General features: G+C 51.1%; 21 protein-coding genes. 8 read left to right on the top strand and 13 right to left on the bottom strand.

The window, feature by feature from the left end:
- Positions 1–81 precede the first annotated feature (81 nt).
- Positions 82–1833 (top strand): long-chain-acyl-CoA synthetase, encoded by a 1752-nt coding sequence (locus CWE21_RS00375; RefSeq protein ID WP_126832090.1) that lies wholly within the window; start codon positions 82–84, stop codon positions 1831–1833.
- Here CWE21_RS00375 and CWE21_RS00370 read toward each other — a convergent pair.
- Positions 1805–2482 carry a DUF6498-containing protein gene (locus CWE21_RS00370; protein WP_126832088.1) on the bottom strand — a complete coding sequence of 226 codons (678 nt, stop codon included), beginning with the start codon at positions 2480–2482 and terminating at the stop codon, positions 1805–1807. The genes CWE21_RS00375 and CWE21_RS00370 overlap by 29 nt on opposite strands.
- 123 nt (positions 2483–2605) lie before the next feature.
- Here CWE21_RS00370 and CWE21_RS00365 point away from each other — a divergent pair, with 123 nt between their 5' ends.
- The 3 genes from CWE21_RS00365 to CWE21_RS00355 all read left to right on the top strand — a co-directional run bounded on the left by CWE21_RS00365 (position 2606) and on the right by CWE21_RS00355 (position 4474).
- Positions 2606–3862 (top strand): DUF418 domain-containing protein, encoded by a 1257-nt coding sequence (locus tag CWE21_RS00365; protein WP_126832086.1) that lies wholly within the window; start codon positions 2606–2608, stop codon positions 3860–3862.
- 67 nt (positions 3863–3929) lie between these two features.
- On the top strand, positions 3930–4181 hold the full coding sequence (locus CWE21_RS00360; RefSeq protein WP_126832084.1) for a ribbon-helix-helix domain-containing protein: 252 nt from the start codon (positions 3930–3932) through the stop codon (positions 4179–4181).
- Positions 4182–4186: 5 nt separating this feature from the next.
- A complete protein-coding gene (locus tag CWE21_RS00355) occupies positions 4187–4474 on the top strand; it encodes a type II toxin-antitoxin system RelE/ParE family toxin (protein WP_126832082.1) in 288 nt (95 codons plus the stop codon).
- On the opposite strand, the gene CWE21_RS00350 is transcribed toward CWE21_RS00355, so the two are convergent.
- The 7 genes from CWE21_RS00350 to CWE21_RS00320 form a co-directional block, all read right to left on the bottom strand.
- Positions 4471–4872, bottom strand: a complete 402-nt coding sequence (locus tag CWE21_RS00350; protein WP_126832080.1) for a YchJ family protein — start codon at positions 4870–4872, stop codon at positions 4471–4473. The genes CWE21_RS00355 and CWE21_RS00350 overlap by 4 nt on opposite strands.
- Positions 4872–6059 carry a 2-methylaconitate cis-trans isomerase PrpF gene (gene prpF / locus CWE21_RS00345; RefSeq protein WP_126832078.1) on the bottom strand — a complete coding sequence of 396 codons (1188 nt, stop codon included), beginning with the start codon at positions 6057–6059 and terminating at the stop codon, positions 4872–4874. Before prpF ends, CWE21_RS00350 begins: the two co-directional genes overlap by 1 nt.
- 4 nt (positions 6060–6063) lie before the next feature.
- Positions 6064–8664 (bottom strand): Fe/S-dependent 2-methylisocitrate dehydratase AcnD, encoded by a 2601-nt coding sequence (acnD, locus tag CWE21_RS00340; RefSeq protein WP_126832076.1) that lies wholly within the window; start codon positions 8662–8664, stop codon positions 6064–6066.
- A gap of 11 nt (positions 8665–8675) precedes the next feature.
- Positions 8676–9800, bottom strand: coding sequence for a bifunctional 2-methylcitrate synthase/citrate synthase (gene prpC / locus CWE21_RS00335; protein ID WP_126832074.1), 1125 nt, complete (start codon positions 9798–9800; stop codon positions 8676–8678).
- Positions 9801–9999: 199 nt separating this feature from the next.
- Entirely contained in the window at positions 10000–10878 is an 879-nt protein-coding gene (gene prpB, locus CWE21_RS00330; protein ID WP_126832072.1) for a methylisocitrate lyase, read from the bottom strand.
- Positions 10875–11576 carry a GntR family transcriptional regulator gene (locus CWE21_RS00325; RefSeq protein WP_126832070.1) on the bottom strand — a complete coding sequence of 234 codons (702 nt, stop codon included), beginning with the start codon at positions 11574–11576 and terminating at the stop codon, positions 10875–10877. Before CWE21_RS00325 ends, prpB begins: the two co-directional genes overlap by 4 nt.
- Positions 11577–11749: 173 nt before the next feature.
- On the bottom strand, positions 11750–12262 hold the full coding sequence (locus tag CWE21_RS00320) for a fasciclin domain-containing protein (RefSeq protein ID WP_417682918.1): 513 nt from the start codon (positions 12260–12262) through the stop codon (positions 11750–11752).
- A gap of 224 nt (positions 12263–12486) precedes the next feature.
- Here CWE21_RS00320 and CWE21_RS00315 point away from each other — a divergent pair, with 224 nt between their 5' ends.
- The 3 genes from CWE21_RS00315 to CWE21_RS00305 all read left to right on the top strand — a co-directional run bounded on the left by CWE21_RS00315 (position 12487) and on the right by CWE21_RS00305 (position 17118).
- Positions 12487–13071 (top strand): YceI family protein, encoded by a 585-nt coding sequence (locus CWE21_RS00315; protein ID WP_126832068.1) that lies wholly within the window; start codon positions 12487–12489, stop codon positions 13069–13071.
- Positions 13061–13546 (top strand): GNAT family N-acetyltransferase, encoded by a 486-nt coding sequence (locus tag CWE21_RS00310; protein ID WP_126832066.1) that lies wholly within the window; start codon positions 13061–13063, stop codon positions 13544–13546. Before CWE21_RS00315 ends, CWE21_RS00310 begins: the two co-directional genes overlap by 11 nt.
- Positions 13547–13614: 68 nt before the next feature.
- Complete coding sequence (locus CWE21_RS00305) at positions 13615–17118, top strand: putative bifunctional diguanylate cyclase/phosphodiesterase (RefSeq protein ID WP_126832064.1); 3504 nt, start codon at positions 13615–13617, stop codon at positions 17116–17118.
- Between the two features lie 9 nt (positions 17119–17127).
- On the opposite strand, the gene CWE21_RS00300 is transcribed toward CWE21_RS00305, so the two are convergent.
- The gene (locus tag CWE21_RS00300) at positions 17128–19149 is read right to left on the bottom strand and encodes a BCCT family transporter (RefSeq protein ID WP_126832062.1); all 2022 of its coding nucleotides are present in this window, start codon (positions 19147–19149) and stop codon (positions 17128–17130) included.
- 71 nt (positions 19150–19220) lie between these two features.
- Between CWE21_RS00300 and CWE21_RS00295 the strand changes: the two genes are divergently transcribed.
- Complete coding sequence (locus CWE21_RS00295) at positions 19221–20591, top strand: SLC13 family permease (RefSeq protein WP_126832060.1); 1371 nt, start codon at positions 19221–19223, stop codon at positions 20589–20591.
- An 8-nt stretch (positions 20592–20599) separates the two neighbouring features.
- Here the strand turns inward: CWE21_RS00295 and CWE21_RS00290 are convergent, their stop codons facing one another.
- From CWE21_RS00290 to CWE21_RS00275, 4 genes are read right to left on the bottom strand one after another with little or no spacing between them, the layout of a single operon-like run.
- A complete protein-coding gene (locus CWE21_RS00290) occupies positions 20600–21964 on the bottom strand; it encodes an MBL fold metallo-hydrolase RNA specificity domain-containing protein (RefSeq protein WP_126832058.1) in 1365 nt (454 codons plus the stop codon).
- An 11-nt stretch (positions 21965–21975) separates the two neighbouring features.
- Positions 21976–23445 carry a phospholipase D family protein gene (locus CWE21_RS00285; protein ID WP_198675030.1) on the bottom strand — a complete coding sequence of 490 codons (1470 nt, stop codon included), beginning with the start codon at positions 23443–23445 and terminating at the stop codon, positions 21976–21978.
- A 24-nt stretch (positions 23446–23469) separates the two neighbouring features.
- Positions 23470–24558, bottom strand: a complete 1089-nt coding sequence (hemH, locus tag CWE21_RS00280; protein WP_126832054.1) for a ferrochelatase — start codon at positions 24556–24558, stop codon at positions 23470–23472.
- 31 nt (positions 24559–24589) lie between these two features.
- Positions 24590–25657: an alpha/beta hydrolase gene (locus CWE21_RS00275; protein WP_126832052.1), complete on the bottom strand. Its 1068-nt coding sequence runs from the start codon at positions 25655–25657 to the stop codon at positions 24590–24592.
- Between the last annotated feature and the right edge of the window lie 46 nt (positions 25658–25703).

Raw genomic sequence — 25703 nt, 5'->3', positions numbered from 1 at the left:
ACAAGTTCACCATTGCACCCATCTCGAATTCAACATATGCTTCATTAACAAACAGCGAACATCTAACATCGAACAACAAAAATGTCTTTCGCAGAACTACTTAGCGCCCTCATCCGCTTTATCCCGCGACTGCCGCGTTTTTTCCTAACGCTGCTGCAACTCGCATGGGCGCACAAAGGCCGCCGCGGCTCCACCGGCTACTTTCTGCAACGTGCCGCGGCACGACACCCTCAGCGAAACTTCATCAAGAGCAAGACCGGCAGCTACAGTTATGCCGAGTTCAACCAATGGGTCAACGGCCTCGCGCACAAACTGCAGCAATTCGGTATACAGCCCGGCGATTGTGTCGCCCTGCTCGATCGCAATAGCCCAGAAGTGCTGGCGTGGGCCTTCGCCGTGAACAAGCTCGGCGCCGTCGCTGGCATGCTCAATCCCAAACAAACCGGCGCAAACCTAGCGCACAGTATTGCAGTCATGCAGCCGCGCTTAGTCGTCGCCACAGCAGAGTTTGAGCCCACACTTGCCGAACTCGACACGCTGCCAAGCCTATGGATTGCCAGCAAAGAACTCCACCGCCAAGCACATCAGAGCGAACAACCGAACCCCACCCATACAGCCACCATCAAGCTCGGCGCTACCTGCTTTTATATGATGACGTCAGGCACCACAGGTTTACCGAAAGCCGCTGCCATGACCCATTTACGCTGGTACAAAGCGGGCATTGCCTTTGGTCGCATGTCATTGAGTCTGAGTAAACGCGATACGCTCTATAACTGCTTGCCGCTTTATCACAACACCGCGCTGTCGATTGCCGTTAGCTCCGTAGTCATGACCCACAGCAGTTTGGCACTTGCCGAACGGTTTAGCGCCAGTCAGTTTTGGTCTGACGTCCGGGAATTTGGCGCGACCTGTTTTGTCTATGTCGGCGAACTGTGCCGTTATTTGCTGCAGCAATCGGTACAAGCCGAAGAGCGCAATAACAACATTCGTGCGGTGATTGGCAATGGCTTGCGCGCAGAACTCTGGGATGACTTTCAACAACGTTTCAAAGTGCCACGCATTTGCGAGCTGTACGGCGCTAGCGAGGGCAATGTCGGCTTTGTGAATGTCTTTAATTTAAAGCGCACCGTTGGCTTCTCACCGATGACCTATGCCATTGTGCGCTTTGACTATGAGCAGGAAACACCGCTGCGTGATGCTCAAGGTCGTCTACAAAAAGTTGCGAAGAACGAAGTAGGCCTATTGCTCACCGAAGTTTCCCGCAAAGCGCCGTTTGACGGCTATACGCACAATCCCGAAGCCAATAACGCCAAGTTATTTCGGGATGTTTTTAAGCCGGGGGATTGTTGGTTCAATACCGGTGACTTAGTCCGACATCAAGGTTATCGCCACATCGCGTTCGTTGACCGCGTCGGTGACACCTTTCGTTGGAAATCAGAGAATGTCGCTACCACCGAAGTCGAAGCGCACGTCAGTCGCTTTGGTGATGTGCTGGCTGCGGTCGCTTATGGCGTCAAAGTCCCCTTTACCGAAGGGCGTGCCGGCATGGTTTCGCTAGTGCTCGCTAAAGGTGCACGATTCGATGCTCAGGCATTCTATCAGCACATTCGCCAGTCACTGCCCGACTATGCACAGCCACTGTTTGTGCGCCTGCAGCAGGTGCACGAAGTCACGACCACCTTTAAGATCCGCAAAAGCCAATTGAAGTCCGAGAGTTTCGCCATTGACCATGTACGGGATCCGCTCTACGTGCTGGTTGACCGTCAGCAAGGTTACCAACCGTTAAGCGATGAACTTTATCAAGCTATTCACTCTGGGCAGTTGCGTCTGTAGTTACTTTGTGTGGTTTCACTAATCGATAAAAACGCCGCCACGGCAAGAAGTAAGCGGCATGGATAATGACCAGCACCAAGGCTTCTGACCATTGCAGCGCTTGCGCTCCAGCAAAGACAAAAATCAAGATATGCAAGCGCACCACCTTGGCATAGGGCTTCATCAGGTTCATCTTGCTCATCGCTTTTTTGGTGCTCTGCGGTTCTTGTGGCAACGGCGCGCGCTGACCAAGTAAATCATGACGGTCAGAGACCAAGACTATCAGCAAAAACCACCAATACTCGGTTACCACCCACAGATATTGTTGCGGGTCCAGAAAGAGTCCTTGGCGCTCAGCAGCGACCGGTATAGGAAAGAAATCATTGAGGAAAATAGCGTGGCCTAGGTGAAAGCCACCAAAGTGAACAGTAAAGAAGGCTAATAAAAAGAGACCATTAACGAGCCCAAACAAAAACATACCGCCGCCCACGCGATACATCGCCGCAACCCAGCGGACAATTGAGCTGACGATATAGGTATAACCAATCAACAGGCTACTCAACCACATACCCCAGACAATGCTATGGCCGTCATCGCGTTGCCAAAGGGCCAGCGAGAGCGCCGTTACAAAAAGAAGTAGGTCGAGCAAGATCTCGCGACGCTCTGTCATAAGTTTTTCAGCCTGTTGTTGAAAGTTGTTTAAAGTTGCTTACAAAGTTATCGACTTAACGCTTGTTGTCAATCTCTTAAAAGCGGCTAAGCTTAAACGCAAACAACAAAAAGAGAACATTTCATGACCACCACCACGACGCCAATCGCCCAACGCGAACGCATTCAAATGCTCGATGTGATCCGCGGCTTTGCCCTGCTCGGCATTCTGTTGATGAACATCGAATACTTTCAGCGGCCCATGACAGCGATGTTGTTTGGACTCGATCAATCTTTAACCGGCATTGATAAAGCTGTGGGCTGGACCGTCTTTACCTTCGTGCAAGGCAAGTTCTACACCATGTTCTCCTTGCTCTTTGGTATCGGTTTTGTGATTTTCTGCGACCGTGCGATTGGCAAAGAACACCCTCGGCCACGCTTACTATTTGTGCGTCGCGCCATTATTTTAGCGCTATTTGGCTGGGTGCATATTTACTTTTTCTGGGGTGGTGACATCTTACTCACCTACGCCATTTGCGCGCTTTTTCTCGTGCTATTTATCAATAAATCGGCCAGTAGCTTATGGAAATGGGGCGTAGGTATCTATTTATTGCCAATCCTGGCTGTATGGCTGGGCGGCATCGGCTTGCACTTTGCCCTGCAAGATCCCGCAGCTGCAGACGAAATACTTAGTGACATGACGGCAACACAGACGGCAATCAAAGACTTTATCGTGCAAGCCAATAGCGTCTATGCAGAGGGCTCATGGTCACAAATCATTGCCGTTCGCGTCGAAGAACTCAGCAAAATGTACGGTACCGGCGGCATGTTTTTCTTTTTGCCGACGCTATTGGGTATCTTTCTTATCGGTGCAAGTTTTGCGCGCAGTGGCGTATTCACTTCATTTGATAAGCGCCCTACCGCCTACAAACACTTGCTTCGTTGGGGGTTGATCTTCGGTTTGCCGGCGGCACTGTATACAGGTTTCTACAATACCAACCCGAATATGTTGTTACCCACCCCCGAATCAGCACTTGGCTTTACCATCGCCGCCGTCGCGAGTTTAGGTCTGTGCTTCGCCTACATGAGTCTCATTGCCTTGGCTCTGCGCGGCGCAGAACGTGCGAAACGGGAGCATTGGCTACGTCACCTTGCACCTGCTGGGCGCATGGCTTTAACGAACTACTTAACCCACTCAATCGTATTCACCACATTATTTTACGGGTATGGCTTCGGCATGTATGGCGAGATCAGTCGCAGTACTGCAACAGCACTGGCAATTGGTTTGTGGTTGTTACAATTACCTTTGAGTCGCTGGTGGCTGGAGCGCTACCGCTTCGGTCCTTGCGAATGGTTATGGCGGACGCTCACCTACGGCGAGCGCCAACCGTTTAAACGTTGACCGAACTTGCTAAAGTTGCAACTGTGGTGTAAATTTACACCACAGTAACCTAACCAATTGATATGCAATGACACGACAAAGTATCACTCTCACTGAACAGAACGACCTATGGTTGCGCGAGCATGTTGAATCGACGGGCGAATATGCCAGCAAAAGTGAATTGATTAATGATTTGATTCGCCGAGCACGTCGGGTTGAAATGATTAATGAAAAGTTAGCTCAAGCAGAACTCAGCGGTTATACCTCGCAATCAGAAGACGACATTTTGCGGGAATTTAAGCGCGAGTTTAAGCGTAATGTCGCGAAGAAAAGAAGCTAGTTACATTGGCTGTTTATCAACTTTCCAACGCAGCGAAAGAAGATTTACGCCGCATCTATGAATATGGTGTGAGTCATTTTGGCGAACATGCCGCGGAAAAGTATTACCGTGGTTTCTTTGCGACCTTTGCTCAGATTGCCGAGACACCATTACGCTACCCAAGCGTCGATTACATCAGACAGGGCTACCGTCGCGCCGTCTATGGTGTTGACAGTATCTATTTCCGAGTGCATGAGCAAAAAGTCGAGATCATGGCTATTCTCGGTGGACAAGATTTCGAACAATGGCTTTAAGCTAGGCTTTCAATCGGTTTAAGGTAATACCAACGGCCGCCCTCGCGCACGAATGCTGAAAGCTCTTCGTGTTCACCGACTTCGCCGTCGAATTGAAAATAAGCACAAAAGTGGACTCTGCCCTCGTCGCCGCTTTGCTCTGCGTTATAGATATCGAGCTGCATCCATTGCGGGCTGTCACTGAAGTCGAGTTCGCTGGGGCGGGTCGACGGATGCCAGGTGTCGAGTAAGTAGTCGGCCATGCCAAGTGCAAAAGCGCTGTAACGTGAGCGCATCAGCAGTTCGACATTCTTGGGCAATACAACGTTTTCACCCGCGAAAAGCGGATGAAAACGCCCACAACACTTACGATACAGACCGTTACCGCACGGACACTTCTTCGGTGCTTTAAAAGCCATTAGAAGCAATCACCTGGGACACGCACCCAGCCTTCCATCAGCACACGCGCACTGCGGCTCATGATGGCCTTACTCACGGTCCACTCGCCATCGACCTGCTTGGCTTCTGCGCCCACTTGCAAGGTACCTGAGGGATGTCCAAAACGAATCGAAGTGCGATCACCGCCACCGGCAGCCAAGTTGACCAAGGTGCCAGGTACAGCTGCAGCCGCCGAAATCGCCACTGCCGCAGTCCCCATCATGGCATGGTGCAATTTACCCATCGACATGGCCCGCACGAGCACGTCAATCTCTGTTGCATGAATTTGCTTGCCACTTGAAGCAAGGTAGTCCTGCGGTGGCGCCACAAACGCAATCTTCGGCGTGTGTTGACGATTGGCTGCCTCAGCCACATCAGCAATCAAGCCCATTTTCACCGCACCATGGGCACGCAAGCTTTCGAACATCTGCAAGGCTTGCGGATCTTCATTGATCGCACCTTGCAATTCCGTGCCGTTGTAACCAATCGCCTCGGCGTTGACGAAAATCGTCGGAATACCGGCGTTGATAAAGGTTGCTTGCAACTCGCCCAAACCTGGAACTTCAAAAGTATCGAGCACATTACCCGTCGGGAACATCGCACCCTCTCCGGCGGCTGGGTCCATAAACTCGACCTGCACTTCGGCTGCTGGGAACGTCACACCGTCAAGCTCAAAGTCGCCAGTCTCCTGAACTTCACCGTTGGTCATGGGGACCCGCGCAACAATAGTTTTCTCAATATTGGCCTGCCATATACGCACCGTGCAAATGCTGTTTTCCGGTACTTGGGCGGGGTCAATAAGACCATTACTGATAGCAAACGAGCCAACTGCCGCAGTTAAATTACCGCAGTTGCCGCTCCAATCGATAAAAGGCTTATCAATCGACACTTGACCAAATAGATAATCGACATCGTGATCTGGGCTTTTTGAGCGCGACAAGATCACCGTTTTACTGGTGCTTGAAGTCGCCCCACCCATGCCATCGGTGTGCTTACCATAAGGATCAGGACTGCCAATCACGCGCAACAATAAGTTGTCACGCGCCGCGCCAGGGACTTGTGCTGCTTCCGGCAAATCGTCAAGACGGAAAAACACGCCTTTTGACGTCCCGCCACGCATGTACGTGGCAGGGATCTTGATTTGCGGTGCAAATACGTTATCGCTCATAAACTTAGCTCGCTTCTGCTTCGAGGAAGTCTTGGGCAAAACGCTGTAATACACCACCTGCCGAGTAAATCGATACTTCTTCGAAGGTATCCAAACGGCATTTCACTGGCACTTCAAGCGTTTCACCATCGGCGCGATGAATGATCAACGTCATGGTTGCACCCGGAGCAATTTCGCCTTTCACGTCATAGGTTTCACTACCGTCAAGCTTCAACGTTTTGCGTGTCGTGCCCGCTTCGAATTCGAGCGGCAATACGCCCATACCAATCAAGTTAGTACGGTGAATACGCTCAAAACCTTCAGCAACGATACACTCGACACCTGCAAGGCGAACACCTTTCGCCGCCCAGTCACGTGATGAGCCCTGACCGTAGTCAGCACCGGCGACGATAATCAACGGCTGCTTACGCTCCATGTAGGTTTCAATTGCTTCCCACATACGCATCACTTTGCCTTCCGGCTCGACGCGCGCCAACGAACCTTGAATCACTTCACCGTTCTCATCCCGTACCATTTCATTAAACAGTTTCGGGTTGGCAAAGGTCGCGCGTTGCGCTGTCAAATGGTCACCACGGTGCGTCGCGTACGAGTTGAAGTCTTCTTCAGGTACACCCATCTTAGCGAGGTACTCACCCGCCGCACTGTCGGCCAAAATCGCGTTCGACGGCGACAAGTGGTCGGTGGTGATGTTGTCACCCAACACCGCTAACGGACGCAAACCTGTGAGCTTGTTCTCCGCAGCCATTTGGCCTTCCCAATACGGTGGGCGGCGAATATAGGTACTCATCGGACGCCAGTCATACAACGGATTGTTCTGCTCTCCGTAGTCAACAGAAAGGCTAAACATCGGGTCATAGACTTTACGGAACTGCTCTGGCTTCACCGATGCCTTCACGATGGCATCGATTTCTTCGTCACTTGGCCAGATGTCTTTCAAGGTAATTGGATTACCTTCGGCATCAAAGCCAAGCGGATCTTTTTCGATATCGAAGCGAATCGTACCAGCAATCGCATAAGCAACAACCAACGGCGGTGACGCCAAGAATGCTTGCTTCGCATAAGGGTGGATACGCCCGTCGAAGTTACGGTTCCCTGAAAGTACCGCCGTCGAATACAGATCACGGTCGATGATTTCTTGCTGGATCTTAGGATCCAAGGCACCGCTCATACCATTACAGGTCGTACACGCAAAAGCCACCACGCCAAAACCGAGCTGTTCAAGTTCAGGCAGCAAATTGGCTTCTTCAAGGTACATTTTCACGGTTTTAGAACCCGGTGCCAGTGAGCTTTTCACCCAAGGCTTACGGGTCAACCCCAGCTTGTTAGCATTTCGCGCAATCAAGCCTGCCGCAATCATGTTGCGCGGGTTACTGGTATTGGTACAGCTGGTGATTGCCGCAATAATACAAGCACCGTCGGGCATCAGGCCATCTTCAGGTGCATCAACGTGCTTCGCTACTCCGCGCTGCGCCAACTCGTTCGCTGGCAATAAGGCATGTGGGTTCGACGGGCCGGCCAGGTTTCGTTCAACCTTGCTTAAGTCGAAGGTTAACACGCGCTCGTATTCCGCGGTTTTTAAGCTGTCACTCCACAAGCCGGTTTCTTTGGCGAACGTCTCAACCAACTTCACCTGCTCGTCGTCACGACCAGTCAGCTTCAAGTAGTCGATGGTTTGATCGTCGATGTAGAACATCGCGGCTGTGGCACCGTACTCAGGTGTCATGTTAGAGATGGTCGCGCGGTCACCCACGGTCAAGGCGTCAGCGCCTTCACCATAAAACTCAAGATAAGCACCCACCACGCGTTCTTTACGCAAGAACTCGGTAAGGGCCAATACCAAGTCGGTACCGGTGATGCCAGGACGCAACTTGCCTTTCAGCTCAACACCGACGATGTCGGGCAAGCGCATATAAGAAGCACGGCCTAGCATCACGCTCTCGGCTTCTAAACCACCTACACCGACCGAGATGACACCTAAGGCATCAACCATTGGCGTGTGACTGTCCGTACCCACACAAGTATCCGCAAACGCCACACCGTCACGTACTTGTACCACCGGAGACATTTTCTCCAAGTTGATTTGGTGCATGATGCCGTTGCCTGGTGGGATCACATCAACATTTTTGAATGCCGTTTTGGTCCAGTTAATAAAGTGGAAACGGTCATCATTACGACGATCTTCAATGGCACGGTTTTTCTCGAACGCATCTTTCTCGAAGCCCGCATGTTCCACCGCCAACGAGTGGTCAACGATCAACTGTGTTGGCACGACTGGATTTACTTTCGCTGGGTCACCGCCTTTTTCAGCGATGGCGTCGCGTAAACCAGCCAAGTCGACTAATGCGGTTTGGCCTAGAATGTCGTGACACACGACGCGTGCTGGGAACCATGGGAAATCCAAATCGCGCTTACGATAAATCAATTGGCTAAGTGCATCGGTGAGCTCACTCGGCTCACAACGACGCACCAAGTTCTCGGCAAAAATACGTGAGCTGTAGGGCAGTTTGTCGTAGGCACCTGGCTCGATGTCGTTGACCGCTTTGCGCGTGTCGTAGTACATCAGCGAGGTACCGGGCAACTGCGCCCGGTAGTTTTCGTTAAACATCCAATCGCTCCTTAGCGTTCGTTCAGTGCTGGTACTGGACGTGGCTCTGGACCAATGTAATCCGCACTTGGACGGATGATGCGGTTATTTGCACGCTGCTCTTTCACGTGTGCAGTCCAACCGGTTACGCGTGACATCACGAAGATTGGCGTGAATAACTTGGTTGGAATGCCCATGAAGTGATAAGCAGAAGCATGGAAAAAGTCCGCATTCGGGAACAACTTCTTCTCGCGCCACATAACTTCTTCACAGCGCACAGACACGTCATACAAACGCGTATCACCATTCTCTTCAGCAAGCTTCTCAGACCATGCTTTGATGATGTCGTTACGTGGATCGAACTCACGGTAGACCGCGTGACCGAAGCCCATGATCTTTTCTTTACGCTCGAGCATGCCCATCAAGGTTTTCTCAGCATCATCAGCGTCTTTCATGTCTTCAATCAATTCCATCGCGGCTTCGTTGGCACCACCATGCAATGGACCACGCAGTGAGCCAATCGCACCAGTCACACATGAGAAAATGTCCGATAAGGTCGAAGCACAAACACGTGCAGTAAAGGTCGACGCGTTAAACTCGTGCTCTGCATACAGAATCAACGAAGTGTTCATTACGTCAGCATGCAATTGTGACGGCTTCTTACCGTGCAACAATTCTAAGAAGTGCGCGCCGATTGAATCTGCGTCAGTTTCAGTTTCGATGCGCTTGTTGTTGTGGCTGAAGTGGTACCAGTACAACAAGATGCTTGGAAACGCCGCCAACAGACGCTCAATTTTGTCGTCCGCTTGGGTGAAATCATCTTCTGGTTCAATGTTGCCCAAGAACGAGCAACCGGTACGCATCACGTCCATCGGGTGCGCGTCGGCAGGAATACGCTCAAGCACGTCTTTCAGTGACTGTGGCAAGCCACGCAACTTCGCCAAACGGCCTTTGTAAGCAGCCAAGTCGTCCGCTTTCGGCAATTCACCGTGCGCCAACAAATAAGCCACTTCTTCGAAGCTTACTTTTTCTGCCAATTCCTTGATGTCATAACCGTAGTAGGTCAAGCCTGAACCGCTTTTACCAACGGTACATAGTTTAGTTTCACCAGCAACTTGTCCGCGCAAACCCGCGCCACCTAATTTCTTATCAACCATAATAAACTCCTTAAAAATCGTTGTTCGATATTCGCTGTTCGAAAAATCGTTGTTCGATATTCGCTGTTCGAAAAACCGTTGTTCGATATTCGCTGTTCGCACGCTCACTACGTTCGCTTTTTGTTTAGATCTAAACAAACATCAAACAGCGAATAGCAAACATCGCCTTTCATAAACATCGAACAGCAAACATCGCTTTTTATTTTTTAAATAATTCGTCGAGCTTTTGCTCGAATGCGTGATAGTTCAAGAACTCATACAATTCCGCGCGCGTTTGCATATCATCGACCACCGCTTTTTGATCGCCGTTGGCAAGAATGCTTTCATAAACATTCAGTGCGGCTTTGTTCATGGCACGGAACGCGCTCAATGGATACAGCACCATCTCGACACCAACATCGGCAAGTTCTTGTTTGTTGAACAATGGTGTTGCACCGAATTCGGTAATGTTAGCAAGAACTGGCACATTCAGCGCGTTGGTAAAGGCTTGGTACTGTTCAAGAGTGTGTACAGCTTCGGCAAAAATTGCGTCAGCGCCAGCTTCAACACAGGCTTGTGCGCGTTCGATGGCCGCTTCTAAACCTTCTTGTTGTAAAGCATCGGTACGCGCCATGATCAAGAACTGATCGTCGATACGCGCGTCAACGGCGGCTTTTACGCGATCCACCATCTCACCTTGAGTGACAATTTCTTTGTTTGGACGATGGCCGCAACGCTTTTGGGCGACTTGGTCTTCAATGTGAAAACCAGCTGCGCCAGCGCGGGTCATTTCTTTGACCGTACGCGAAATGTTGAAGGCACCGCCCCAACCGGTGTCGGCATCAACCAACAAAGGCACGTCCGTAGCACCCGTGATACGGCGAATATCTTCACACACATCGTTCAACGACGTCATACCGAGGTCTGGCAGGCCAAACGAGGCATTGGCAACGCCCGCACCTGACAAATAAAGTGCTTTGTGCCCTACTTTTTCGGCCATCATTGCGGTGTAGGCATTAATGGTGCCGACAATTTGCAATGGGTTTTCGTCTTTAATCGCTTGGCGCAATTTTGCGCCTGCACTGTGTACCTGGCTCATGCGTGTTCCTTCTCTGCTAATTGCATTTCGTTTAATTGCTTCTCAATGTTGCGGCGCGACGCCGCGATGTGCCGACGCATCAATAAATCGGCAAGTTCGCCATCGCGATTGGCAATGGCACTCAATATGGCTTTATGTTCGTCGAAGGCCCGTGACACCCGCGGTCCATTCATCCCCATCTGTACGCGATACATGCGCACCAAATAATACAACTCGTCACAAAGCATATTAATTAGATAGGGATTCTTGCTGCCTAAAATGACACGGTAATGAAAATCGAGGTCACCGGCTTCTTGATAGTAGCTTTCGCCTTCACGCACACGTTGCGTACTCAGATGTTGATCGAGCAAGGCAGCGAGTTCATCAATTTCTGCGGCGGGCATCTGCTCTGCGGCAAGGCGACAGGCGAGTCCTTCGAGCTCTTCGCGGATTTGATAAAGGGCAATCAAGCCTTCTGGCGTCAGGGTCACCACCCGTGCCCCCGCATTCGGGATACGTTCGATGAGGTGACAGCGCTCTAGGCGTGCCAGCGCTTCACGCAAGGGGGCGCGGCTGACGTCGAAGCGGCGTGCTAACTCGGGTTCACTGATCTTGCTGCCTGCGGGAATGGCACCTTCGACAATGGCACGTTGGATCTCGTATAGCACACGGTCGGAGGCGGTGATCGCTTGGCGTAGTAAACTTGGATGTTCGGTCATATTTAATATGTCGACAGTTTCCAAAAGAGAAGCGCATTTTAATGGGTTTTTATGTGCATTTCAATGATCCAAGCCAACAGATTGTCGACAAAGTGTCATTTATGCAAAAAAAAGCCCCGCAATGCGGGGCCTACTGCTTACTTACTCAGGGAGAACTCTTTTGCCGTCAAGGATTAACGCATTGACGGTGGCAGAATCACCGCGTCGATCACGTGGATCACGCCGTTGCTTGCCATAATGTCGGCTTTCACGACATTAGCGCCGCCCACTTGCACACCGTCGGTAGCGTCGATAGCGACTTCTTCACCTTGCACGGTGGCTGTCGACAATTCTTTACCTGCGATCGCAGAGCTAGGAACTTTGTCGCCCAACACGTGGTAGGTCAATACAGCAACCAATTGGTCTTTGTTTTCTGGCTTCAAAAGATTCTCGACCGTACCTTCTGGTAACGCTGCGAAGGCATCGTTGGTCGGTGCAAAAACGGTAAATGGACCGTCACCTTTTAAGGTGTCTACCAAGCCTGCCGCCTTTACTGCAGTAACTAAAGTAGAGAATTGACCATCGCTGGCGGCGATGTCGACGATATCTTTTTTGTTGCCGTGATTATGTGCTGCTGCTGTAGTTGATACTGCGGCGATGAGCAGTGCACCTGCTAACCATTTCATTGTTGATGCTAGATTTAACATGGTAATACTCCTTGCTAATGAAAATATCGAAAAGCGTTGTTTGCTAATCGCTGTTCGCTGTTTGAAATTATTTGGCGTCGTGGGGTTGTACGTTGGCGTGTTCGAAAAAGGATTAATTTTTATACGATAATTTTATGTAAAGGCGGTGCGAGCAGATAAATACGAGTGATCAATCAAAGGGATATGCTAGTATTACTAATTACATTTTCAGCCTTGGAGGTTATATGTTGAAGTCACTCCTTACTGCAACAGCAGCGGCATTAGTGCTGAGCGCTGGTGCGCACGCCGACGATTGGACCCTCGATAGCGAGCGTTCAACGCTGCACTTTGTTTCAGTGAAAAATGACAACGTTGCCGAAATTCATCGCTTCACTGAACTCACGGGTGAAATGAATGACGGCGAGCTCAAGGTGACGATTCCAGTCGCAAGTCTTGATACAGCGATTCCGATTCGCAATGAACGTATGCTCGAGCATTTATTTAATGCCGAGGAGTATGCGAACGTAACTGCGACAGCATCGATTCCAACAGAAATTTATGATTTAGAAACCGCCACTGGCACACTACCGGTCGTAGTGCCTATCAAGGTATTTATTGCCGGCGAAGCCGTCGAAGTTGATGCCGCCTTGCAAGTCACCAAACTTGATGCGGACCACGTTGTTGCGACAACCTCGCAACCGGTATTAATTAGCGCAAAAGAGTTTGGTCTGGTTAAAGGTATTAACAAGCTGCAAGAGATTGCTGGTTTGCAAGCGATTGACCATGTGATCCCAGTGACCTTTACGGTGCAGTTCAACCGTGACATCTAAAATAACTGAACTGACTTTGGGCGCGGCAACACTCGACGATGTTGCCGCGCTTTCTCGTTTAGAGGCGAGCTACTATCATGACGACGGCTACCCTGCCCCGCTTTTTTATCAAGCCTTGCATCAATGGCCTGATTTGCTTCAGGTAGCGCGGGTAGAATCCGACCCATCTAGCTTACTGGCCGGTTATTGTTTGGGCGCACCGGGTCAAGAGCCCCAGCAATTGTGGTTAATGTCACTGCTGGTGGATCAAACTCAACGCGGCATGGGCCTAGGCAAACGCTTGCTGCAACATTGGTTACAACATGTAACACAACGCGGCTATCGTTCTATCTGGCTGAGTGTGGCACCAGCCAACGAAGCAGCAATCAAGCTCTATCAGGCCTGCGGCTTTGTCATACAGTCCACAGAAAAAGACTATTTAGGCATTGGCGAAGACCGTCATGTGATGCGTTATGATGCTCCAGCCAAGGATTGACCTAAGCGTTGATTTAGCTCATATTGCAGTAAAGCTTCTCATGCAATATAAAAAAAATAACAAAACACATGGTCTATCGTCGTAGTCTCGCGTTATCGCTGGTAAACGTTACGTTGTTCGTCACTATTAGTGCCACGTTCATGTTTGGCCTATTGGGGCTACTTCTTAACAGTTATGCAAATCCCGCGAGCGCATTCGAGCGCGTGATTTCTAATACCTCTGGCATAGTCGCAATTGCGGTGGCCTTCGCATTATTCGGACTCGCCGCAAAAAAACGCAAGATCCAAGTAACCTTTGCGGTTATTGTCATCTTAGCGGCACTGCATAGCCTGTTAGTCAATTTATCGCTGACCTCGATTCTCTACCTTGAATTCCTTGATTCGATCGACGCCTACTTCTATCCGCCGGTCGCCTTGACCTTTATTTTACTGGGCGTGGCCTTACTATTGAATCCTCGGCAGAAAGTTCAACGACGCTGGATGCGCGCGTCTGCAGGCTTTTTAATTGTGCTGGCCACCATCGCTATTGGCGTGCATTTTTTCGATGACGGTTTTGCCCTACTCGGGCCTCATCCGCCGGTGACGAGTCTTGCGGCCCTGACCATGGTGCTCATCGGTGTGTCATTATTGCTGGCCAGCAATCACCGTGTTTTGCTTTTTGATTTAAACCGTAATCCAGCCGCTTGGCTCACTTTCGCGTTCGTTATTGCGATTTGTTCTATTTGGTTTCAGTTGAGCTTTAACCAAATTAAAAGCATTCGCGCAGAAGCTATCGACACTATCGAAAAAGTTACCAAAGTTCGCCAGCAGACCATTCAAGTGAACCTACAAATTTTGAATCGTTTGCGTGAGCGTTGGCAACAGCTAGGGGTTTCGGCAACCTCAGACTTCGCCCGCTTTGATGCTGCTGCCTACTTACGCGATATTCCGCATTACCTTGGCATTCATTTAATCGATTCACGTGGTGTTCCGCAGTGGCAACAGCACCGTGATGGCGATCAAGCCTACATGGCGCACATTAGCCATCCTGCAGTGCAAGCCTGGCTTGCGTCTGATCCCGATACCATCACCATGTCGATTCCAGAAGATGAATTTAAACTGAACCGGCAACCCCTCGGACTCTTATTAATGCCCGTGGAACAAACGGCTGAGCAACAGTTTTATTTACTTGTGGTGTTCGATTTAATGCGCTTGGTTAGCCCAGAAACCCGCTTATTACCCGAACATTTGAAAATCTATGCCGCACTGAGTGATGAGCGCGTCCTAAGTTTTGAAGCAGACAAGCCATTCAACCGCAATGAACTTTCAATCGCCGAAGCACAGCTCGCGATCCCCAACGGTGCTCCACTGACGCTGTCGGTGAGTATGTATTCATTTGACGAGTTAATTAGTGCGTCCAACCTGCGCATGGTTTTAGCCTTGCTTGGCTTTATGTTTTGCATTGCTTTTCTGGCTCTCGCGCAACAAAACCGAATTTTGCGTAAACACAGCGACCGCTTACGCACAACGCAGCAACGCTTGCACGACCAGCAATGGCAGATGCAACTGAATGAACAACAGTACCGTTCGCTATTTGCTTATCATCCCGATGCGGTTTATTCCCTCGATACAGATGGCTTGGTTACCACTGCTAATGACGCCGTACTGAAAATACTCGATGTCGATCTTGATAGCGTCATCGGGACCCACTTTAGTGCCTTCATCCACCCTGCCGAGCGCGCCAAAGCGGAAGATAATTTCCAACGCACGCTAGCAGGTGAAACCTGCGAATATCCGCTTACCGTATTCAATCGCCATGCCCAATTGATGTTCATTCATGTTACGAATTTGCCGATCATGATCGAGGGCGAAATAACAGGGGTGTTTGGTATAGCTAAAGACGTCACCAAATCCCGCGCCAAAGACGAACAACTACATATTCTCGAACGCAGCATTAACGTCAGCACCAATGGCATCGTCATTTCGGATGCTGGCGACGACACCAGCCCGATTATCTACACCAACGACGCATTTCAAGCGATGTCGGGCTACAGTGCCGACGAGATCGTTGGCAAGTCATGTGACTTCTTAGTTGGGCCTAACACTGCACCCGAGAGTATCGAACAGGTTCGTACGGCGCTCAAAGAACGACGCGAATGTACTGTCGAAGTGATGCATTACCGTAAAGACGGCACCGCCTTCTGGGACGAACTGCAATTAGCACCTGTCGCTGACGCCGAGGGCAAGGTGACGCACTTTATCGGTATTCACCAAGATATAACCGAACGTATGGAGCACAAGCAGCAACTCGCCTTTCAAGCTGAGCATGATGCACTCACGCAACTTTACAATCGCCATGCTTTCGAAAAACGCTTTGCCGCGGTCTTGCAGGCAAGCGAGCGCAAAGAGCCCAACTGCCAGTGGGCGGTACTTTTTATCGACCTCGACGGCTTTAAACCGATCAACGAATCCATGGGCCTAGCCGCTGGTGACGAAGTGCTTACCCAGGTCGCCCAGCGTTTACAGCAAGGCCTCGATGAACCGAGTTTTGTCGCCCGCTTTGGTGGTGACGAATTTGTCGTTGCGCTTTGTGACAACTCGTTACAATCGATTGCCGACAAAGGCGAAGCGTTCCTTGCCCAACTTGCTGAGCCCTACCAAGTTCGTAAGCAAAAGCTTTATCTAACTGCGAGCATCGGTGTGGCCTGTAAATGTGCCAAGGGTCAGTCTGCGGTCGACTTGATCCAGCAAGCAGATACCGCGATGACCTTCGCGAAGCGACAGGGTCGTAACCATTTGCATTTCTTTAAGCGGGCCGAAGAGCACAGTAAGCGAGTGGATATCCATCTGCGCAACCGCTTCCAGCAAGCGATTGATGAAGAAAAGTTGGCGTTGCATTATCAGCCAATCATCGCTTTGCAATCGGGCGAGATGGTCGGGGTCGAAGCACTCATGCGCTGGCAATTAGAGGACGGCAGCTTTGTGCCGCCGGATACCTTTATTCCAATGGCTGAAGCCACCGGCCAGATCATACCTGCGAGTGAATGGGCGATGGAACAAGCCTGTGTCGATTTGAAGCAGATGCTGGAGAAGCGCGAGCAACTATGCGTTTCAGTTAATTTGTCGGTACTGCAGTTCAGTCGCGCCAACTTTTTTGAGCAAATCATCACTACCATTGAAGCCCATGGTTTAGCCAACAACCGTATTGAGCTAGAGCTTACCGAGAGTATCTTAATGGACGACAGCGATCATGCTATCAAGCTGATTGAGCGCTTCCGTAATGCGGGCATTGCTACCTCGATTGATGATTTTGGCACCGGCTTTTCGAGTCTAAGCTATCTGAAGAAGCTCCCGGTCAACCGACTGAAGATTGACCGTGCGTTTATTCAGGATATCGTCGGTAAAAGCAGTGATGAAGCCATTGTTCGCGGTATTTTAGCGATGGCACGCCAGCTCGATATCGAGGTTGTCGCGGAAGGAATTGAGACCGCTGAACAAGCGATTCGTTTAACGGAATTAGGTTGCGGTTTTGGGCAAGGCTATTATTTTGCCAAGCCCAAACCGCTCGCAGAGATTTTAAAAGACCTTGAATAACGACCTCAACTAATTGAGGTCGTCGTCGTGCTTCTCAAGATCCCACGGTAAACTACCCGGCGAAATGTGCATAAACTGCAGGTAATTTTCGAACTGGTTGATGACATCGTTAATAATATCCCCCGGCTCGTAACCATACAGGTCATACGCTTGACCGCCTTGGCGCAAGAATACCTCCGCACGATAATATTGCTTATCTGCGTTTTTGGCATTCACCATCGCGAAGTCAGGACGTTGATAGGCCCGTAGACGTACTTCGTAGTTAAACTCCACTTCGCCCTCTTTGCGCACCGTTAAGATGGAACGAAGGTGTTCACTATCGAAGTTGGTTTCGGTTTCCCAATCGTGTTCGCGTAGCTCTTTCGCGACGTCATTCAAGCAGTCGATAACGGTATGCTCGATGAACTCCCGTACTTCTTGTTGCTGTGGAAACTCAACCACACCGGCGAGACGTTTCTTCCAGTAGCTGGGTCCGGCGTGGACACCGCGACGGTGGGTGCGCATGGCACTTTTCAGACTCGCATATTGGTGGCCTTCAATCACCAGCGCACGCCACATACCAAAGGCGGAAATCAGAATAATCACCGCAAATGGCAAGGCACTGGTAATGGACGCAGTTTGCAGTGCCCCGAGACCACCGGCAAGCAACAGCACACCCGCAACAATACCTTCTGAGCTCGCCCAGAAAATACGCTGCCATACTGGCGTGTCGGTGCGGCCACCAGAAGCCAATGAATCAATCACGAGGGAGCCTGAGTCTGACGAGGTAACGAAGAAGGTCACAATCAGTACCACCGTAGCAAAACTCAGAATGCTGGTCAGCGGTAGCCGCTCATAGAGCTTGAACAAGGCAATCGCCTCATCGTTTTGTACCTCACTGATCAAGGTGGTGTAGCCCTCATTCATGATCAAATTTAGCGCCGTATCACCGAACACGCTAAACCAAAAGAAAGTGAACAGCGTCGGTACAAACATTACCCCGAACACAAACTGTCGAATGGTGCGACCACGGCTGATTTTCGCTATGAACAGACCAACGAATGGCGCCCAAGCAATGGTCCAGCCAAAGATAAATAAGGTCCAGTTACCAATCCAATCACTGCGCGAATAGGCTTGCAGGTTGAAGGTACGCTCAACAATATTATTTAAGTAAGCACCCGTGTTCTGCAGGTAGGTTTCGAGGATATGCACGGTCGGACCGGCAAAGAAAACAAACAGCAAGATAAACAGCACCAGTATCATATTGACATACGATAGGCGCTTGATGCCTTTATCCAAACCGGCCACCACCGACATAATGGCAAAGACCGTAATCACTGCGATAGCAATAATTTGCACCGTCGTACCCACCGGGATCTCTGGCCACAAATAATTCAAGCCGGCGTTGATTTGAATCACCGAGAGCCCCAAGGTGGTGGCGATACCGAACATGGTGCCTAAGATGGCAAAGGTATCGACCGCGTGGCCTGCGGGGCCATGAATTTTCTCACCAATAATTGGATAGAGCGTCGAGCGCATGGACAGTGGCAAGCCATGGCGAAATGAAAAGTAAGCTAAAACCAGGCCGACGAGTCCGTAGATGGCCCAAATGTGAAAGCCCCAATGGAAGTAGGCAATCTGCATCGCCTGCTTGGCCGAGTCCACGGTTTCTGCTGCTCCTACGGGTGGGCTTGAGTAATGCAGCACCGGCTCGGCGACACCGAAGAACAATAGAGCGATACCGTAACCGGCCGAGAACAACATCGCAAACCACGCCGGAAAGCTGTACTCCGGCTCCGCATGGTCGGGGCCTAATTTGATCCGCCCCCATTTCGACACTGCGACGCCGACGATGAAAACTAAGAAGATCGCCACCGCCAGCATATAAAACCAACCAAAGTCAGCGGTGATCCACGCCAGGACGTCACTAAAAACTTCCCCGGCGAGTTCAGGACTGGCTAAAGTACCGATAACCAGTAGCGCGATAACGGCAACGGCTGGAAAAAACACCGGCACCAGAATGGCGGAATTCCACTTCCTGGGTTCTGTCATAACCTACTCCTTTTGTTTATTCTTGTTTTACCCTATGTTGTATAGAACTAAATTTCAAATAAGACAGTCACATGCAAAGATGGCAATTGATTGCGGCACCGCTCGCCGCAATAAGCGTTTATGTTCTTAGCCAATGGCTTTTTGCCTTTGCCCACCCCGCCGCTTGGACCTTAGCAGCGACGGTGTGGATTGCATGGTGGTGGATAAGTGAAGCACTACCGTTGCCAGTCACCTCACTGTTACCCTTTTTACTACTGCCGTTGGGTGGCATCACCCCGCTTAACGAAGTTTCCGCGGCGCTAGGCAACCCTATTATTTGGCTTTTCATGGCTGCATTTATGCTCGCCAAGGCGGTGGAGCTGAGTGGTGTTCATCGCCGTCTGGCACTCGGTTTAGTGCACACCATCGGTAATGGCCATGGCAAGCGCATGCTGTTTGCCTTCATGTTGGCTACGGCGCTCTTGTCGATGTGGATCTCGAACACCGCTGCCGTATTAGCGCTCCTACCCGTTGCTCTGGCCCTAGCTGACGCCTGCGACGACGCCCCATTTCAACGAGCGTTACTGCTCGGCTTAGCCTATTCGGCATCGGTGGGCGGTATCGCTACCTTAGTGGGTACCCCTCCTAACTTAATTTTTGCTTCGGTGTATGAAACAAGTACCGGCCAAGCCTTTAGCTTTACCGACTGGATGGCTATCGGCGTCCCCTTTGTTATTGTAGCGATTCCGCTCATGGCGTGGTGGTTAGGCCGCCGCGTTAACGACCACATTGAACTTCACATCGAAGCACCTGGCGCAATGCGCTCCGCTGAAAAGCGCGTGCTTATCGTTTTTGGCTTAGTGGTTCTGTTGTGGGTCACCCGCACCACCCCATTTGGCGGTTGGACCGCCTTAACTGGACTTAACTACGTGGGCGACGCGACCGTTGCCATTGCGGGTGTATTAGCTATGTTCATCTGGCGCGACCGCGAGGGCGAACCGCTGCTCACTTGGAACGCCGCGGTGTCGATTCCGTGGGGGATTTTGTTACTATTTGCCGGTGGTATTGCCCTGGCGCAAGGCTTTATCAGTAGCGGTTTGAGTCTGCGTATCGGTGATGCTCTCACCGGGCTTGGGGTCCTACCGATTTGGCTACTGGTTTTTTGTCTGACCCTGAGCGTGTCGTTTTTGACCGAGGTCACCTCAAATACCGCCACGGCAACACTGCTCATGCCGATCATGGCCGCCGCTGCCGTGGCGCTCGAGCTGCCACCTGCGTTACTCATGATTCCAGCGACCATTGCCTGCAGCACGGCCTTTTGCATGCCAGTCGCAACGCCGCCAAACTCCATCGTGTTTTCTTCCGAGCGCTTAACGGTGCGCGAAATGGCACGTGAAGGTGTGGTGCTGAACGTGCTGCTGGCGGTGGTGACTACCGCCATTGTCATGCTCTTTGTGGCTTAGTCCGAAGCTTAACCTTGGTTAAAATGCAGCACCTGTCGATACGCCGCGACATGGACGTCATAGCTGGTGGTTTGCTTAAGGTAATCCGACATGGCTTCAAGTGAATCGGGCTCACCATGCACAAGAAATACCTTGGTATTACTTGGCAGTGCTGACTGCTTTAACCAATCACCGATTTCCGTATAGTCTGCGTGCCCTGACAGGCCTTCCAACTGGCGGATCTTAGCTTTGACCGGCAACCATTCACCATGCAACTTAATACGTTCGTTGCCCTGCACCATTTTCGCCCCACGCGTGCCACCCGCTTGGTGGCCACTGAAAAGTACGGTGCTGCGATGATCAGTAAGCCAATGTTTAAAGTGATGCAAGATCCGTCCACCGGTCGCCATACCGCTGCCGGCAATGATTATATGCGGCGCGCCCTGATGCGCGATAGCTTTTGATTCATCCACGCTATGGGTGTAGATGACCGCACGCTCGGCCGCATCACATTGTGCTTGGGTTAACCGGTGGTATTCATGTTGCTCGCTGTAGACATCCGACACACTAATAGCCATGGGGCTATCCAAGAAAATCGGTAAGCGCGGAATACGCCCATCCGCCATCATGGTCACTAGCATGTGTTGCAACAATTGCGCGCGACCCACAGCAAAGCTCGGGATCATCAACACGCCGCCAGCCGCGGCGGTTTCGTTGACCACCTCGGCGAATTCAGCCCATGGGTCGGTTTCAGGGTGACGGCGGTCGCCATAGGTAGACTCTAACAACAGATAGTCGACTGCTGGCAGTGGCCGCGGTGGCTTCATCAGAATATCGTCAGGACGTCCCACATCGCCACTAAAGCCGATGCGCACCCCCTCGTGTTCGGCAATAACGCTCGCGGCACCGAGAATGTGTCCTGCCGGCTGTAAGGTGAAGTCGATATCACCAATGCGGAACGGCTTATCAAAACCGATGCCGTGCAGCAGCTTCAACGCTGCTTCAGCGGTTGCTTCGTCATACAAGGGGCGCGGGTTTTTGTGCTTACTTAATTTATGCTTGATTAAAAACTTCGCGTCTTCTTCTTGAATGCGGCCGCTGTCAGGCCACAAGATCTGGCACAAGCCGACGGTGCCGTAATGCGTATACACTGGCCCGCGAAAACCGTGCTCATACAGAACCGGTACAAAGCCTGAATGGTCTAAGTGTGCGTGGGTAAGAACGACCGCATCCACCTCGTTGATGCCCAAAGGCAACGGCTGCCAATTGCGCTCACGCAGCCACTTGTAACCTTGGAACAAGCCGCAATCGATGAGTACGCGGGTGGTTTCTGTTTCTAATAAGTATTTCGAGCCTGTAACCGTTTCACTAGCGCCAAGAAAGGTTAACCGCATGGATGCACTCCTTAAAGAAAACGCTCGATAGGCAAGCGCTCAAGTATACGCACGGCGACACGTCGCCAAATCGAAGCGTTCGGTTCTGAGTAATACCATGACCGATGTTGGCCCAAACGCTCCACCCAAACCACTTTATTCTTAATTAAGCGTAGTTGATACGCATAGTTCGGCAAGGTGCTAATAATCGCTTGCTCGAGGCGACTGGCGAGCGCTTGACTGTGCATCACAAAGCCAAGTTCGGTATTAATCGCTGCCGAACGAGGATCGAAGTTTAACGAGCCAATAAATACCCGTGCCATATCGACCATAAAAGTTTTCGCGTGCAGGCTTGAAGCCGAGGAACCGAAACGCTCCTTACCTTTTAAGCGCTGCCGTCGTTCTTTACGCTGCTCCCGCCGCGCCAAAGGACTCAAACGCTGCATTTCAAATAGCTGAATGCCGTGACGCAATAATTTTCGTCGCCATTTCGCATAGCCAGCATGCACCACCGCAACATCCGTTGCCTCTAACGAGTTAGTCAAGATAATGATTTGCACGCCGCGTTTGGCCATGGCAATGAGTTCATTAACACCGGTGCGCGTCGGCACAAAGTATGGCGACACCAAGGTGATGTGCGACTGCGGTTCACCAATCGCTTCTTGCAACTGATGTGGCAGCATTTGTTGCGGCTGAGCGCGGCCTAGTGCTTTCGCTGGCAAATCACTCACCAAATGCGTTTTCGCCCAATAGATATCGATATCTTGATGACGTAATTTATCGATGAACGGCAACTCCTCAATCGCCTTCACATAGGCTTGCGCACGCGGATCCTGCTCGTAGCGTTTGGCTATTTTGTGGAGTGTGGAAACACTTTGTGGTTTAGTAAAACTATACAGCTGGTCTAACGGTACCGCCGGCTCGCTCGTCCAATAACGCTCGAAGTCCTGCTGGACCGCATCGACGACTTCACCAATAAGCAAAGCATCGAGGTCGGCAAAAAGAATGTCACTGGTGGCACCAAAATACTCATCACCGATATTACGACCGCCGCTAATGACCACTTGCCCGTCAACAATAAAGGCTTTGTTGTGCATACGACGATTCAGTCGACGCATTTCGAACAGGTAGTTGAGAAAGCGTGGGCGGCGCAGCTTCAGTGGGTTGAACAGGCGAACTTCAATGTTAGAATGCTGATGAAGGCCTTTGAGGGTGGCGTCGAGGCCTACGGTATTATAGTCATCCAACAGCAAGCGCACTTTAACACCACGCTCGGCAGCCTCATGCAAGGCTTCAAATAACAGTGTACCGGTGATGTCATGACGCCAGATGTAGTACTGCACGTCGAGCTTGTGCTGCGCGCGACGCGCGAGTAATACCCTTGCGGCAAAGGCTTCACGCGCATCAACCAGAGGGATAACGCCGCTTTCGCCGGCATGCTCTTGCAGCAGCGGTGAAATCGCAGCGCCGAGACTTTGCTCTTGTTCCGTTTGCGTTACCACCCTAAACAGCACTCCTCCTGTTCACTAAAGTGTACCGTAATGCTCCTCACGCTGTTTAGCAAGCTTCTCCGTCAGCTTGGTATCACGCGTTAAGCTCCAACCGTGCAATTCACGCTCGATAATCGCTTGCAAGGCATCAATATGCGCGGCATTGGCATTCAGTGCTGGAATATAGGCGTAAGCTTCGCCGCCAGCTTCAAGGAAATACTCGCGATTTTCTTCGCCAATTTCTTCAATGGTTTCTAAGCAATCCGCGCTAAAGCCAGGACAAAAAACTTGGACATTTTTAATGCCAAGCCCAGGTAATGCTTTGAGCGTCGCATCGGTATAAGGCTTAAGCCACTCTTCGCGGCCAAAGCGCGATTGGAAGGTAGTCAAATACTCTTCCTCACTTAAGCCTAGCGCCTCAGCAATTAAACGCGAGGTTTTGTGGCATTCACAATGATACGGGTCACCTTTTTTCAGGTATTTCAACGGCACACCGTGATAGGAGAAAATCAGCTTCTCTGCTTGTCCGTGTTCCGCCCAGTACTCCCTAATTTGTGCCGCACAGGCTTGGATATAACCGTCATCGTCATGGTAGTGGCTGATAAAGCGAAAATCAGGCAACCAACGCCGCTGCATAAACTCTTTTGCTAAGGCATCAAAAGTCGAACCATTGGTCGCGGCAGAATATTGCGGGTATAGCGGAAACAACACCAGTTTACGCACACCGCTCGCAAGCATCTCGTCGATAACTTGCGACATACTGGGTGAGCCATAACGCATGGCGTAGCGCACCACCACTTGGTCGCCGTATTGTTCGGCCAGGCGCGCCTGTAATTGCTCTGCTTGATCTGCGGTATGGAATAACAACGGTGAGCCACGTTCGGTCCACACGGTGCGGTAAGCCTCGGCCGAACGCTTCGGACGGATACGTAAGATAACGCCATTGAGAATCAACCACCACAGTGCGCGTGGCACTTCAACCACCCGCGGGTCAGATAGAAACTCCTTCAGGTAACGACGCAACGATGGCGTGTCTGGGGCATCGGGCGTGCCAAGGTTGGTGACCAACACACCTATCTTGTCAGCTTGCCCATGGGCGAAATTGGGGTATCCACGATAATCCATTTTTTTACCTCTGTTTCGGTCGAGAGCTAGCTTAGCTCCAGAGCTCAATGTGGTCACGAATGCGGTCGGTAGCAATCCATTCATGCAATTGATCGGCCATCCGCCGGCCTTGATCGACCGCTTGCTGCCAATACTTAATACGATCGTCGGCAGCCATATTGGCAAAATCGTTGCGGTCAGGGATCTTTTGATACGGCAGTGCGTCAATGAATTCTTGTGTTGGCGTTAAAAGGATCACATTGGGCCACAAAGCCCCGGTGGTACGGCGCTTCTTTAAGCCTTTATCAAACCATCCAGGGATCACTTCTTGATGAAAGTGTGGGTACAGCACCAAACCATTCACCCCGCTAAAATCGAGGTCGAAATGATAATCGGTGACACCACCATCACGGTACACCCCGGCCGGAGCCCCCGGGATATCACGTACCCCCTCGAGTACCATGGGTATCGAGCCGGTTGCCAGCAGCGCCTGTTTAAAGTTATCGCGGCTTAAAGCTGCAAAGCGCGTGGGTAGGTCCTGCCAGTGTTCGGTGAAGGTCGCCGCAGACGCTGGATGATGAAATATCACCCGTTCATAGAATTTGCCCAACCATTTGCGTTTGACCGTATTTGCCGCCGCTGACGCCAAGAGGCCGACCATTTGCCGTTTGCCTTCGGCTGCCGTCAAACCGCGACAACGCACCACTATCCAATGATGACGAAAGCGATCTTGGCTGAGAATGTCCTCGACTGCATGGTCAGGGATATATTCGGCCAGTAATTTTCGTGCTTCATCGGTGATTTCACGCACGTCGGGCTTCTCGCTGTATGTTTGCGTGCTATAGAGACGCGCAAACAACTCACTGGCGGCGACCGGATCACGCTGGCCCAGCGCCGCAAAGCGCCAAGCGCCCGCCGACGTGCCCAACAAATCTAAATGGCCCTCGCGCTGGGCAAAAAACTCGCCAAACAAATAGCGATCAAGACCTTGCAAGACAAACCACTTGGGTCCGCCAGAGGCTCCCACCAGTAATTGAATGTCCCGTTCTGATAGCCCCTGTTCCTTAATCTGCAACCACGCACTTTTCCCCGCACGTAACTGCAACCACTGGGTTGCCATGTTGCTCTCTCCGCTTACATTTTTGCTGTTATCGTTCTGCCGCCAG

This window comes from Pseudidiomarina aquimaris (assembly GCF_003987395.1).
Taxonomy (GTDB): Bacteria; Pseudomonadota; Gammaproteobacteria; order Enterobacterales; family Alteromonadaceae; genus Pseudidiomarina; species Pseudidiomarina aquimaris.
Note: the sequence above shows the minus strand (reverse complement) of the source record. Positions and strands in the feature narration are given on the sequence as shown.